Raw genomic sequence first — 14,215 nt, forward strand, 5'->3', positions numbered from 1 at the left:
TTAACCATATTAACATAATTAATTCATGGAACCTTTATCATTTTTGACAATCAATGACCAAATAATTTCCCTTGAGGAAGCAATAAAGTACCTGCAAGCCTCTGGGAAATTGGGACACTTCATTGGGGATATTCTTCGCCAGTACGTAATTGAAGAAGAAATCCGAAACCGAGACGATGTTGAGATTGGTACAGCAATAACTGAACAGGCAATTATTGACTTTAGGCTGAAAAATCAACTGACTGACCCCGAAAGTTTTCAAGAATGGTTAAAGACTAATAATACAGATTACGCTACCTTTCACACATCGGTAGCTTTTGGTTACAAGTTAGAAAAGCTAAAAGCTGTAGTGACCCAACCAAAACTCCAAGAATATTTTATTGAACGCAAAATTTTTTTGGATCGGGTAGTACTTTCCCGGATCGTTGTTGATAATCAAGAACTGGCAGACGAACTACAAACCCAAATTGAAGAAGGAGGTAGCTTTGAGCAACTAGCTAAAGAGTATTCACTTTCAGACGACCGAATTGTGAACGGCATGATGGGAATAGTCAGCCGAGGAAGTATGCCGGATATATTACGGGCAGCTATTGATGTGGCGAGTCCGGGACAATTAGTAGGACCAATAGAAATCGTTGGCAAAGACTCTCCTCCAGGAGAAGGACCTTATGGTTTGTTTCGAGTAGAACAATTTCTGCCAGCGTCTTTAGAAGATACTCAACTAAAGCAAGCACTACAAAATGAGTTATTTGAGAAATGGCTAGCAGAGAAAATTCAAAAACTGACAGTCAAATTACAAGTGAGTTAAATATTCTGGATAATGAATCTTTACGATTAAAAGTACTAGCTTCTTTGCCTTGGAATCAACCACCGCTATGCTGGCTGACGCCCGAACAACAATCCCGATTGGAAAATGAGTCCCAAACCCGTCAGTATCGTCTTGGAGAAAAAATCTGGTCAAACGATGTCGGCGGTTACCAATTCTTAATTGTGGCTGGAAAAGTTCGCTTGCGAGACGACAGTCGCGACAAGTCGGCAAAGCTGCCCAACGCGCTGTCTCAAGAGGGCGTTGGCAAACCAATAGCCGCCCTAGATGTAGGGGATTGGTTTGGTGACTTACAAAAGCTGTCTGCGGATTTTAAAGCTGTAGCTGCTAGTAAAGAAGTGGTAGTAGTGTATTGGGATACAGCGTTGTGGGCAGAATTTTCTAACCCACAAATTCAGGAGTTCTGGCAAGTATTACCAGTGGGCATGGAGAGAGAAAAGGAGACATTTTCCTTCTCTTCCACTCGTTCACTAGCGCCAGCCTCAGAGGGAACTTCCAGCCCCCACAGTCTCCAACCCCAAAGAGGACTCCCAGCCGCCAATCTAATCGCCTCAAATTATCCGTTTGTTGCCAGCTGGAACACCGCTGCTGCTTGTTTAACAATGGTGGCGCAACAGTTAGAAAATTCTGTGCAACTGGAATGGGTGCAGCGCCAACTCAGAGGACAACGCCCAAAACAGGTTGTAGAAGCAGCAGAAAAGTTAGGGTTAGTGGTGCGGCGGTTACAAGTGAATTGGGGTGAGTTGCGACAGCTGTCATTTCCAGCCTTACTTTTGTGGAATTCTGACTCACCCCAGAGTCCATCTTGGGTGGTAGCCTATGGAGTTAAGAGCGATCGCCTAATTATCGCTAACCCCCTAAATCCGGATCGGATTTGCGAAAGCTTGCCGCAGTCGATAGTTGAGGCGTCTTGGGATGGACAATTGTGGCAAGTAGAACTAATATCTCAGCAAGAAAAATTTAACCTCAGTTGGTTCACCCCGGCAGTTTGGAAGTATAAGGAATTGCTAACAGAAGTATTGTTAGCATCTTTTACCTTGCAGCTTTTGGGGTTAACAACACCACTAATTACGCAAGTTGTCATTGATAAAGTGATGGTGCAGGGGAGTTTGCCGACTCTCGATGTGATGGCGATCGCACTTTTGTTCGTAGCCATATTTGAGTCCATACTTGGTATTCTGCGCCTATTCATCTTTACTCATACAGCCCGTCGTCTGGATTTGAGTTTATCAGCACAGCTATTTCGCCACCTAATGCGTCTGCCTTTGGCTTATTTTGAGTCGCGGCGCGTCGGAGACACAATAGCACGAGTCCAGGAACTTGAACAAATTCGTCAGTTTCTCACAGGTACAGCATTAACTGTGATTTTAGATAGCATCTTTGCTGTGGTGTACCTGGCATTGATGTTTTACTATAACGTCCCACTCACCTTTGTCGCCTTAGCAGTACTGCCGCTATTTGCCACATTGACGATAGTTGCAACACCAATTCTGCGTAACTGGCTCAACGAAACTTTTAACCGCAGTGCCGATAGTCAATCGTTTCTAGTAGAGACAATCACAGGAATTCATTCCGTTAAAGCCCATGCAGCAGAACCAGTAGCCCGCGATCGCTGGGAAGGCTTATTTGCTCGCTTCATTCGCACAGGTTTCAAAGCTTCTACCACCTCCAATATCAGCAGCAACATCGGTGACTTTCTCACCAATTTTTCCACCATGCTGATTCTCTGGTTTGGAGCCAAGTTAGTCATCGAACAAAAGCTCACAATCGGACAGCTAGTTGCCTTTCAAATGCTGTCTGGCAGAGTCACAGGACCACTTTTGCGCTTAGTACAGTTGTGGCAAAATCTCCAACAAGTGCTACTTTCTGTAGATCGCATTGGTGATATTCTTAACGTCTCTCCAGAAGCTGAACTAGGAACTGGCTTAGTTTTACCACCCCTGAAAGGTCAAGTCACCTTCGAGCAAGTATTTTTCCGCTACCGGCCAAACTTTGAAGCAATTGTGCGAGGAATATCCTTCAATGTCGAACCAGGGCAATTTGTTGGCATTGTCGGACGCAGCGGTTCTGGTAAAAGTACGGTGTCTAAGCTATTGCAACGCCTCTATCAAATTGAATCAGGACGCATCCTGATTGATGGTTTTGATATTAAAAGTGCCGATTTAGCTTCACTGCGGCAACAAGTTAGTGTAGTTCTTCAAGAAGACTTTTTATTCAACGGTTCCATTTTGGAAAATATCACTCTCGGTAGTCCTGACATTACCGCAGAGAAAGTAGTAGAGGCGGCAAGATTAGCAGTGGCCCACGACTTTATCAGTCAATTACCCTACGGTTACGAAACCAATGTTGGTGAACGCGGTACAGCTTTATCTGGCGGACAGAGACAACGTATTGCCCTAGCAAGGCTATTTCTTTCCCAAGCGCCGATTTTAGTTTTGGATGAAGCTACCAGCGCTTTGGATAGTGAAACTGAACAGCAGGTACTGCATAACCTGCAAAAAATTTCCGCTAACCGGACTGTGTTCCTCATTGCTCACCGCTTTGCCCCCCTCAAACGTGCTGATTTGATTTTAGTATTAGAGCAAGGCGTGATTGCCGAACGTGGTACTCACTCCCAGTTGTTGCAACAAAAGGGTTTGTACTGGTCACTATATCAACGGCAACAGGCAAATATCTAGTCAAGCAATTTTGGATTTTGAATTTTCAATTTCATTTTCCCAAATTTAAACATTGTAAATTCGGTGATCCCAAGTCTAGATTTAACACCACCTTTCCTATTTCGGCTTCTAAAACGACTGTTGGATAAGCAGCCAGCCCCTACTTACAGCTATTTTCAGGTCAATAGACCACGCGGTAGGGGCGCAAGGTCTTGCGCCCCTACGACAAATCAGGTGTGATCAGAATGGTGTGCTTTTAAATCAGGTATTTGTCGTCTTAGTCTTGCATCACTGGAAAGGGAATTAGGAACAATTCTTTTTAAGGTATAAAAATAGGTGCGTTAACGGAGTGTAACGCATCCTACTGGCATGACACAGTTAAGGTAGTGCATTAAAAATCTCTGCAACCTCTAATTTTATAAATATAATGCAATTTTTATATGGCATTAATTTCGATTAATTAACTATTAATAATTTAAAATTGACTTGATAAATTGACTCTTTATAAAAAACACTATTTTTAGAACTTTTTTTGGTAGTAAATTTAGCAACTTTTTCTGAAATTTCATAGTAATTATTGACAATGGAGTTTATTCACACATTAAAACCTTTTGTCAAAGGTTTTAACGCTTCAAGCTGTCAAAAAAAAGATTGCTATTTTTGAGAAAAAATACTTATGAGCATTGATCATGTTAATAACAATGTGTTGTCAAATAAACGGTTCAATGTCACTTCAATCTCCTCATTAGATAGCTTTAATACGAAGGATGACTACAGCCTTAACTCAATCGGACGTAGTAGCTACAACTCAGCTGATGCTGATGTGCAGTTGCAAAATAGGGGTGACTCTAAAAATAGCAGTAACGCTACTGCTTTTAATACTGCGAATTATAACTCCACCAATGGCTATGGCTTGATTAATGCAGCGGCAGCAGTGGCTAAAGCTGCTGGTCAGAATACCTTTGCTGATGTTCCTGATCTTGGTGGCAATAATTGGGGAGCAGACCTGGTTAAAGCACCGGAAGCCTGGGCACATGGATACACAGGTAAAGGTGTTGTTGTCGCTGTTGTAGATACTGGAGTTGACTACAACCATGAGGATTTAAAAAATAATATCTGGACGAATACCAAGGAAATTGCAGGTAACGGTATAGATGATGATGGCAATGGTTATGTTGATGATAATTACGGCTGGAACTTTGCTGATAATAACAACAATACCCTAGATAATAATGGTCATGGTACTCATGTTTCTGGCACGATCGCAGGAGAAAATAATAACTATGGTGTCACTGGTATTGCCTATGATGCCAAGATTATGCCCGTCAAAGTTTTGGATGAGTCTGGCTCCGGTTCCTTTAATTCCATATCTAAAGGTATTCGCTACGCCGTGGATAATGGAGCTAATGTGATTAACCTCAGTTTAGGAGGGCCATATTCCAATAGTACTTTAGAGTCAGCCATTGACTATGCCAGCAGCAAAGGAGTGATTGTCGTCATGGCAGCTGGTAATGATGGTGGCTCATCACCAGAGTATCCCGCCAGCTATGCATACAAGTCGGGAATTGCGGTTGGGGCAGTAGATAGAAATAATAATATGCCCGACTTCTCTGACCGCTCTGGAACGAAGCAAATCGCTTACGTCACAGCCCCAGGAGTCAAGGTCTACTCATCAGTTCCGAATAATCAGTATGCCACTTATAGCGGCACGTCTATGGCTGCTCCCCATGTTGCTGGTGTAGTTGCTCTGATGCTTAGTGCTAACCACAACCTGACTGATGCCCAAGTCCGTCAGATTGTCACAGAAACGGCAGGAAATAGTACACAAACTACAAGCTCTAGTTTTAATCTTTCTAATGTCAGTTCTCTAGCGAATCAGGTGATTGCAAACACACCAATAAATAGTACACAAACTACAAGCTCTAGTTTTAATGTTTCCAATGTCAGTTCTCTGGCAAGGCAGGCGATGTCTGACGACAACCTGCTACACATCAACGCACAAACAGCAAATTATACATCACAGACAATTTCTAGTTTTAATAGTTCTCATGTCGGTTCTTTAACAGGTCAGGCAATTACAGAAACGGCAAAATATTTGACACCAGAGACAATTTCTAGTTTTAATAATTCTGATGTCAGTTCTCTAACAGGTCAGGCAATTACAGAAACGACAAAATATCAGACATCAACCGAAGGTAATAACGGATTAGCCAATCCAGAATTATGGTCGCAATCCCAAAACTCTGAGAAGATTCTGAGCAGCATCAATGTGGATAGCAATGATGATAATGATGATCAGGATAATCCTGATTTTGGCAAATTACTAGAGGGAATCCAAAAACAAATAGAGCAGTCTAAAAAATACTTGGGTATCGCTTGAAAATTATATAGCGATTTGTAGTTGAGTTTAATACTGCTCGCTTCAGAAAATTAACCAACTGAAAAAGTTTGTAGAGATGTGATTCGCGTCTCTACATTTTTATAATTATTGCTAACAATCCTTACCAGATAAGTATATCAGGCAAAAAGAACATATATTTCAGATAGAATATATTTGATAAAAAGCTATCACAGGATAAGAGAAAAGAGGCGATCGCTCTTTTTTATAGAAGTTAATTGGCAGCGATCGCCTTTCTATTGCTTGGAATAACTACCTAACAGAAAATGCCTCACTGAATCGCCGTGTCACAGGTTCAGTAATGAATGTCAAAATTGACTTTTTACGAGTGACAATTTCACCTGTAGCAGCCATTCCTGGTGTAAATTCTACTTCTTGGCCCCGCACGTTCACTGAGTGTTTATTTACCTTAATTCTGGTGGGGAAAACTAACCCCAATTCTTTATCAACAATTGCATTCGGACTGACTTGTATGACTTCGCCATCCACAGTGCCAAATTCCTGGAAGGGGAAAGTCGCCATTTTCACTTTTGCTTTCATTCCTTGACGAATAAACCCAATATCACGGTTGAGAACTTTCACCTCTAGGAGCATTTCTTCCCCTTCCGGCAAAATTGACAGCAATTCTTCACCAGATTGCACTGGGCCCTTAGTGGCTTTAACTCTGTAAATCGTACCAGCAACGGGAGCCTCAATCGTTTCTAAAGCTTGCTGCTTCCTCGCCTGCTCTAATTGACCTTGAGCAGTTGTCAGTTCTTCTTTACGCTTGTTGAACTGGGTCAAAATTTCACTTTGGCGTTCTGATGATACACGCTCGGTCTGACTGCGTGCAGCGTTGTAAGCTTGTTCTGCTTGGTGAATTTCTTGGACTTGGGCAGCAATATCTTTTTCTAATGATGTGACTTTATCTTGAGCCTCTGTGATTTTATTCTGGCTATTGGTAACATCATCTTGTGCTTTAGTAATTTCTGTCTTTGCACGAGTTAATCTTTCTTGGGCATCCAAGTAATCGACACGAGGTACAGCGCCAGGAGTAATTAGGGTGCGTAGGCTTTTTTCCCTTTGTTGAGCAAGCGTCAAATTACTTTCAATTTTAATTCTGATGCTATCTGCGTTCACAAGGTTGGTTTTGGCATTGCCAACGCTGCTTTTGGCATTAACTAAGTTGTCTTGCAATCGAGTCAAGCGGACTTTGGCTTGATTGATGAGTGCTATTTGGCGATTTGCTTCTGCTTCCGCCGCTGCTTGACGAGCTTGGAAGTCTTGCAGGCGGGAATTTAAAAGTTCATCTTGCACTTTCGTCCCAGTAGTTTTGCCTCCGGTGCGTTCTGCATCCAAACGTTGCAAATCGTCTTGAATCAATCTAGTAGATTTGGCTAGGCGGGAAACATCGCTTATTTGCAAGTCTGGATCTTTTTGAATCAGAACTTCACCTTTGGTAACGCGATCGCCTTCTTGCACTTTGACGGCGACAATTGACCCCCCACCCAAGGATGTCACCGGTCTTACCTGTGTGGAAGCAATTAATTCCCCTTGTGCTGTTGCTACTTCATCTATTTGTGAGAAGTGCGCCCAGGCGATCGCCCCAAATACAATGACGCTCATCGTTCCCGCTAATAATCTAGTGTACAGGGGTGGCAATTCCTGTACCGCCTTCCCCAATTCATAGGTGAGTTGTTCCTCTGGTTGAGCGAATCGCTCTTTTGTCTGACGTGCTTGAGCAGCATTTGCAGCTAGGGAAGATTTCATAGAATTTTAGATTAGGGAATGGGGAATAGGGAGTGGGGAATAGGGAGTGGGGAGTGGGGAATAGGGAAATGATTTATCGTTTGTCATTTAAACCATATCTCTTTTGAGAACCATACATAGTTCCCTGCTGGTAGTAGCAGGCAAGATGCCCGCACTACTCCTCTGTTTCAAGATGGACGAGATTTATATCTTTTCTTCTCCCTACTCCCTACTCCCCACTCCCCTTTTCAAACTGCTAGATAGCGCCGCAAAAAGTTTTCTAATGTCTCCAATTTGAAGTTAAAAATCGCCTCTAAATTGGCAATTTCATCTTTTGTACAGAAAAATTCATTTGCTAGCAATGTGCGAAAAGTTCCCAAAGCTTTTTGGGTTTGGGGATTAAATAAACCCAATGCATTTTGTAACCCATCAATAAGAAATAGTGGTGAGTTAATTATTACTGGTTCTTTGGCGAAGATCCGACCAAAAATTCGGGGAATATCTTCTCGTAATAAAATCTCCGGCCCTCCCACTGCTAAAATCTGGTTGCGAGCAGCTTCAACTGTCACAGAATCCACCACTATCCTTGCCAAATCATCGGTACTTACAATTGAGGTACGATTTTTGCGATCGCCAATCAGCAAATACAATCCCGTTTCCCGAAATCGTTCTACTAGTGGCAACAAGTTAGATGCTAATCCAGCTGGGCGTAAAATTGTGTAATTCAAGCCACTAGCTGCCAAATATCGTTCTACTGCTCGTTTGGCTTTGAACACAGGAGCGTCTTCATATCCGCGATCGGCTCCCAATACAGAAATAAAGACAAAATGCTCTACGCCATTGGCTTTTGCTTGGTCAATCAGTTCAATATTGGCGCGGTAATCTAAAGATAGGGCATCGCTATCAGAACCGTGGGCGCTGATAATATACTGGATATCCCGACTAGCTTTTTGGATATCTTTTTCCTCTAGCAAGTCACCGATGAAAATTTCTGCACCCCGGTGTTCTAACTCGCTGTAGCGTGAATTAAGGCGGACAAATGCCCGCACAGACTGCTCTCGTTGCCGTAGGAGTCGCACAACTCTGCGACCAATTCCTCCCGTTGCTCCAGTTACTAGAAACATATAAATACCTAAATTGAATACTTTCAGCGTTTATAGTTCTTGAAATGCTCGATATATGCTCAAAACCCGTTGAGCAATACTTAAACAACATGAGCATATCTTTATACTTTTTTACTATGCTCAAGATATCCTCACGCCAACTAAGCCAATAGATCGCACCTTATTTATCTTAATACTTTACAAATTATCCCCCATATCTTTGTAGATGCAGGGGATAGGGTAATGGGATTAATTTTACTGGCTCAACAAGTCAATAGCCTGTTCAAGCGACATTTTAGCCTTGTGCAAGTTCAACAGGTTCTCCTGGTTGTAGCGGTCAGGATAGCTCATTTTCCTACCCTCTTAAAGTTATCCGAATTAGTGATCGAGTGTGTGAATTACTGGAATGAGTCAGCAATCAAGCATATTGCCTTCTCAATATGCTTGATTACTTGCGGAATACATCAAAAAAAGAAAGTAAACTGGGGTTTAAGTAAGTAAAACCTGATTTTGCTTACGGAATACACCGGAATGAGAAAGCAAACACAGCTTTTGAGTAAGTAAAACCTGATTTTGCTTGCAGAATACACTGAAATGAGAAAGCAAACACAGCTTTTGAGAAAGTAAAAGCTGATTTTGCTTGCAGAATACACTGAAATGAGAAAGCAAACACAGCTTTTGAGTAAGTGAAAGCTGCTTTTGCTTGCGGAATACACTGAAATGAGAAAGCAAACACAGCTTTTGAGAAAGCAAACATAGCTTTTGAGTAAGTCAAATGCCATTTTGCTTATTAGATCCAACTTTAGGGACTCCCAAATAAAAAATACTCAACTACTTCTTGTGGGATGGGCAACATGAGCGCCCATAGCCAAAAGCTGTTAAAATGACCACTCCACAAGATTGAATAATTTATTTGTTGGAAATCCCTTATTCATTTTTCCGATGTATTAACTAATAACTTAAGTAAGTAGGCAAGAATAAATCAAACTATACTACGTAATATAAAATTAATTAAAGCAGTAAGTATAATGCGTTGGCAATTATTGCCTATATAGAGAAGTGGATGTTAGGAGACTTATAGATGAGTGACGAAGATCAGTATGATGTCTTCCTTTGCCACAATAGCAAAGACAAGCCTGAAGTTATAAAAATTGCTGATGAATTAACGGAAAGAGGAATTAAACCTTGGCTAGATAAGTGGGCACTTCGTCCTGGTTTAGCATGGCAGTCTTTACTAGAAGAACAAATAGAAAATATTAAATCAGCAGCAGTTTTTGTAGGTAGCAGTGGACTTGGCCCCTGGCAAAGTCAAGAGATGAGAGCTTTTTTAAACGAATTTGTAGACAGAGGCTGTCCCGTGATTCCCGTTTTGCTTGGGAATACACCACAGCAGCCTAAACTCCCAATTTTTCTTAGGGGTCATACGTGGGTTGACTTTCGGACAGATACTGATGAGGCTATGGAGCAATTAATTTGGGGTATTACTGGAAAGCCGCCAGAGCGAAAACCAAAGCTACAGCCAGTAATTCAAGCCGATGACCTCAGTTCTGAGAAGGGAGTAACCTACACGCAATTGCGAGATTTGCTAGCAGCAGGCAAGTGGAAAGAAGCGGATGAGGAAACTTTAGCTGTCATGCTCAAGGCATCTACCAGGGAAGAGGAAGGCTGGTTTGATACCGAATCTATCAATAATTTTCCCTGTACTGACTTACGCACCATTGACCAACTGTGGGTAAAATATAGCAATGGGCACTTTGGCTTTAGCGTTCAGAAGAAAATTTATCTCGAATGTGGTGGAAAGGCTGACGGTGAATATTATGAAGAAGCCTGGGAAAAATTTGGCGATCGCGTAGGATGGAGAGTGAAAGGTGAGTGGATATTTGTTGAGGAAGATGTAGTTTTTAACACTTTAGCGCTTAAAGGACACTTACCCTTCGGGTGTGAGGGTTGGTGGATTTTGACAACTGAATCTAATGCTTTGTGGGGAGAATCTTTTCTCGCATTTAGACTCATGAAGTTCAATATATAAGCACTTCAGACTTTTATAAATATTTGTAGTAAGGTTGTTTTCAACTAGTTAATCAACATTTCAGAGATTCGATACCTGGCACTGTAGGTTGATAACAATTAGCTTGAATAAACTTTTCTACTACCTCCTGCACTTCAGTACTTTCTGACACCTTCAAGGTGACTGAAATTCTTGTTTTCCCAATTTAAAATCTCCCCACATCTTTGTAGATGCAGGGAGAGTATTAACAATTAAAAATTGTTTCACATGGGGATTTAAACGCTTTGTGCAAGCAGCCCACCTCAAAACTATTCAGAAGCTTTGTTATTAGCTCTATTAGCACGCGCCTCAGCCGAAGCCATCACCTCTTCCATATTCTCCAGCACTTCGCCAGGGAAGTTTTCCAAAACTCTGGTAGAAAGAGCAACCCGTCCTTTACCCTCGTCCAAGTCAATAATTACAGCTTTAATTGGCTGACCAACTTGAAATACCTTGTCTAGAGATTCGATGAATTTTTGGCTTACCTGCTTGATATGAAGCAAGGCCCCCATACCATTTAAATCGACAAATACACCAAAAGGTTTGATACCCGTAACTTTGCCTTCTACCAGTTGACCTAGTTCTAACAAGCTGAAGTTGCTAGAACGAGTCGCTAATCGCTGGGAAAGGATGAGTTTGTTGGTGTTACGATTAATTTCCAAAAAACCCACAGTCAGATTTTGACCTTTGAGTGCTTCTAAATTATCACGCTCTGCCAGGTGCGATCGCGGAATAAATCCCCGCAAAGAAAGAATATCAACGGTGACACCACCTTTATTTACACCCATAACCTTTACTTGCACAGTCTGGGTATTTTCCTGCATTTCGGCCAGTCGTTCCCAGATGTGCTGAATTTCCAACTGCTTTCGAGAAAGGGTGACTTGACCTTCTGCATCCTGATCTCGGATAATCAAAAACTGCATTTCCTCTTGCAATGGCAGCACCTCCGATAAATCGGTCACTGCTCTCAAAGAAGCCTCATCGCGCGGCAGAAAAGCTGACGACTTGCCACCAATATCGACATAAGCTCCATCATGGTCAAGTTGGAACACTTTGCCATGTACAACCTGTCCTTTTTGAAACTGGTAGTCGTGTTTTTCTAGTGCTTTGGCAAAATCGTCCATCGTAAACGACGAATTGGCTGTTTGAGAAAGTTTCGATTCGGAATTCATGACTTTTGAAGATTAATTGTTATTTGAGATGGTTCCACTGGAGTTTAGATTGTCATTTGTCCTCAAAGTTCTAGTTTGTCCTTAGCGTTGGCAAAGCCATCACCTTTATCCAGCGCTCAGACTTCTAGCGTGTCTTTGGTTCTTACTAATGACCAATGACAAATGACAAAAAACGAACTTGGCTGTATAGACTTCAGTTCAGTTGACTAAAGAGTTGTTTCACTTGCTCCCAAGCATCAGCAGCAGCTTTAGGATTATAACTGGCACGAAGGTCACAGAAAAATCCGTGATCAGCTCCATCGTAGCGAAACAGACGATGAGTAATTTTATATTTTTCTAACTCTGCTTCAATCTCATCTACTTGTTCGGGTGGGATGCTAGTATCTTCTCTACCAAAGAAGGCATAGAGAGTACCCGGAATTTCTTTGGTGCGAGTAATAGTAGGAGCGCCACCTCCTGGTGTGCGGGTGGTAATTCCAGCACCGTAGAAGGAAGCTGTAGCTTTAATATCTGGTAAGGTGGCTGCAAGATATGCGACATGACCCCCAAAGCAAAAGCCAATACAGCCAAAGCCATCTTTTTTTACTTGGGGCAAGCTTTTGAGGTAGTCAATTGCTAATTGAATATCGCTCAATAACTCTGATGCTTTAGTTTGCATGGCGTAGCCTCTGCCCGTTTCAATATCTTCGGGTGTGTATCCGGTTTCCAAGCCAGGAGCAGTCCGTTGAAAAAGTGCAGGTGCGATCGCTATATACCCAAGTTTCGCAATCCGTTCTGTAACATCCCGAATGTGAACGTTGACACCAAAAATTTCCTGCAATACCACAATTCCTGGGTAAAATCCAGATTCTTTTGGCTCTGCCAAATAAGCAGCCACTTGAATATTATCTTGCAAAAGATTAACCGTTGTGGTAATTATTGCTTGCTCTGTCATAATAATTTTTACCAGTGCTATGTGATTAGCCATGTGTTTATTTGATATAACTATGCCAGTATGACTAGGTTTTTTGTAATTAAATTATCAATTACCAATAATGAGCGCATTAGAAATTTCTCCTAGAAAAACTTCATATGTAAATAAAATATTCGACATGTAGCAAATGCAGCTAGTCACTAAAAAAGTGCTGAGTTAAAAGGGCTGAGTCCTGAGTAGGAAAGCAACACTCAGCACTCAGCATAAGCTAAACCATAGCTATCCGCTAACAGCACGGGCTAAACCATAGCTATTCGCTAACAGCACTTAGTATTCAGGAGGTTTGGTGATGATTCAATTCCGTATTCAGTCAGATAGCGAAATTCCCGCATCAACCCAACTGTTTAATCAAATTCGGTTTGCGATCGCTTCTCGGCAATATCCACCTGCTTACAAATTACCAAGTACACGGGCGCTGGCAATGCAAACTGGGTTACACCGTAACACTATCAGCAAAGTTTACCGTCAACTGGAGGAAGACGGATTTGTTGAAAGTATGGCTGGTTCGGGAATTTATGTTCGTGCCCAAGGTCATGAGGGCGGTAGCAGGCTGCAATCACCAATTCTTAAACAACATCCTGATGCATATCAAGTTGTCCAGCAAGCACTTGACGAGCTGCTCTCTCAAGGATGTTCACTCAATCAAGCTAGAGAGCTATTTTTAGCGGAAATTGACTGGCGCTTGCGTTGTAGTGCGCGGGTACTGGTTGCAGTTCCATCTTATGACATGGGTGCTGGTGAGTTGATGGTGTATGAATTAGAGCGAGCTTTGAAAATACCAGTCCAGTTGGTAGCAATGGAAGAATTAACAGTTGCGTTAGATAAAACTACCTCTGCGACAGTAGTCACAAGTCGGTATTTTATTAGTAATGTGGAAGCGATCGCTGCTCCTAAAGCTGCACGAGTGATTCCTTTGGATATCTACGACTACACCAAAGAACTCAACTTATTGAAAACCCTGCCAAAACAAAACTGTGTAGGCATAGTTAGCCTCAGTTCCGGGATTGCACGAGCAGCAGAAGTTATCCTGCACGGTCTACGTGGGGATGAACTTCTGGTGATGACTTCGCAACCAAAAGATGCTTATAAACTTCAGGCAATGGTTAAGCGGGCTGAGGTAATTATAAGTGATCAAGCCAGTTTTGCGGCAGTGCAAGCAGCCGTGCAAGCATTTGATGAAGATATTATTCGTCCACCGAAACTGATTAAGGTTGAAAATTATATCGGGACAAACTCGATTAACTTGCTAAAACGAGAACTGGGTTTAGGTTAATCTCAAGATAATTCGACCAACATCTTTGAGAGCAACTA

At 42.0% G+C, this 14,215-nt stretch carries 9 protein-coding genes; 5 read left to right on the plus strand and 4 right to left on the minus strand.

The genetic code is table 11. The features are described from left to right. Positions 1-25: 25 nt before the first annotated feature. The 3 genes from V7K46_RS19940 to V7K46_RS19950 all read left to right on the plus strand — a co-directional run bounded on the left by V7K46_RS19940 (position 26) and on the right by V7K46_RS19950 (position 5,863). The gene (locus V7K46_RS19940; protein WP_335116092.1) at positions 26-808 is read left to right on the plus strand and encodes a peptidylprolyl isomerase; all 783 of its coding nucleotides are present in this window, start codon (positions 26-28) and stop codon (positions 806-808) included. Then, complete coding sequence (locus tag V7K46_RS19945; RefSeq protein ID WP_335116094.1) at positions 757-3,504, plus strand: peptidase domain-containing ABC transporter; 2,748 nt, start codon at positions 757-759, stop codon at positions 3,502-3,504. Before V7K46_RS19940 ends, V7K46_RS19945 begins: the two co-directional genes overlap by 52 nt. 655 nt (positions 3,505-4,159) lie before the next feature. Continuing rightward, positions 4,160-5,863, plus strand: a complete 1,704-nt coding sequence (locus V7K46_RS19950; RefSeq protein ID WP_335116096.1) for a S8 family peptidase — start codon at positions 4,160-4,162, stop codon at positions 5,861-5,863. Positions 5,864-6,133: 270 nt separating this feature from the next. Here the strand turns inward: V7K46_RS19950 and V7K46_RS19955 are convergent, their stop codons facing one another. Then, positions 6,134-7,630, minus strand: a complete 1,497-nt coding sequence (locus V7K46_RS19955) for an HlyD family efflux transporter periplasmic adaptor subunit (protein WP_335116099.1) — start codon at positions 7,628-7,630, stop codon at positions 6,134-6,136. Between the two features lie 227 nt (positions 7,631-7,857). After that, positions 7,858-8,733 carry an SDR family oxidoreductase gene (locus tag V7K46_RS19960; RefSeq protein WP_335116101.1) on the minus strand — a complete coding sequence of 292 codons (876 nt, stop codon included), beginning with the start codon at positions 8,731-8,733 and terminating at the stop codon, positions 7,858-7,860. A gap of 1,060 nt (positions 8,734-9,793) precedes the next feature. Here V7K46_RS19960 and V7K46_RS19965 point away from each other — a divergent pair. After that, positions 9,794-10,741, plus strand: coding sequence for a GUN4 domain-containing protein (locus V7K46_RS19965; RefSeq protein WP_335116103.1), 948 nt, complete (start codon positions 9,794-9,796; stop codon positions 10,739-10,741). Positions 10,742-11,028: 287 nt separating this feature from the next. On the opposite strand, the gene V7K46_RS19970 is transcribed toward V7K46_RS19965, so the two are convergent. Next, complete coding sequence (locus V7K46_RS19970) at positions 11,029-11,931, minus strand: S1 RNA-binding domain-containing protein (RefSeq protein ID WP_335116105.1); 903 nt, start codon at positions 11,929-11,931, stop codon at positions 11,029-11,031. Between the two features lie 193 nt (positions 11,932-12,124). Continuing rightward, positions 12,125-12,865 (minus strand): dienelactone hydrolase family protein, encoded by a 741-nt coding sequence (locus tag V7K46_RS19975; protein ID WP_335116235.1) that lies wholly within the window; start codon positions 12,863-12,865, stop codon positions 12,125-12,127. 328 nt (positions 12,866-13,193) lie between these two features. Here V7K46_RS19975 and V7K46_RS19980 point away from each other — a divergent pair, with 328 nt between their 5' ends. Continuing rightward, positions 13,194-14,177, plus strand: coding sequence for a GntR family transcriptional regulator (locus V7K46_RS19980; protein WP_334796992.1), 984 nt, complete (start codon positions 13,194-13,196; stop codon positions 14,175-14,177). Positions 14,178-14,215 lie beyond the last annotated feature (38 nt).

The organism is Nostoc sp. (assembly GCF_036917395.1).
Lineage (GTDB): Bacteria > Cyanobacteriota > Cyanobacteriia > Cyanobacteriales > Nostocaceae > Nostoc.